Genomic DNA, 309 nt, shown 5'->3' on the forward strand with positions numbered 1-309 from the left:
TTCGCCCGGCGGTTACACCGCCTTGCCCACGCGCCTGCCTACGAGAATGAGTGCCGTTTTCATGGGCGCGGACAATAAGGGCGGTGGCGCGCCGCTGTCAACGGCCAAAGTTGACACATCGCGTGGACGCACCCAGCCTTCCTTCGGGACATTAGGCCGTCATTTCCTTCGCGAATTTTCGCACCACCCGTTCCAGCAGCGGCACGTAGTCGCGAAAGGCTCGCGTCTTCATGCCGGCTACCTTGCCGCCTTCGTCCCAGATGCGCACGCGCACCGCTTCCTCATGGAACGGGTTGCGGCGGAATTCGG

1 pseudogene is annotated in these 309 nt (G+C 63.1%); it reads right to left on the reverse strand.

Going from position 1 to position 309, the window contains the following annotated elements:
- Nucleotides 1–151: 151 nt before the first annotated feature.
- A pseudogene (locus EN859_RS40105) lies at nucleotides 152–309 on the reverse strand (phosphodiesterase); the annotation flags it as partial.

The organism is Mesorhizobium sp. M00.F.Ca.ET.216.01.1.1 (assembly GCF_004010325.2).
Taxonomy (GTDB): domain Bacteria; phylum Pseudomonadota; class Alphaproteobacteria; order Rhizobiales; family Rhizobiaceae; genus Mesorhizobium.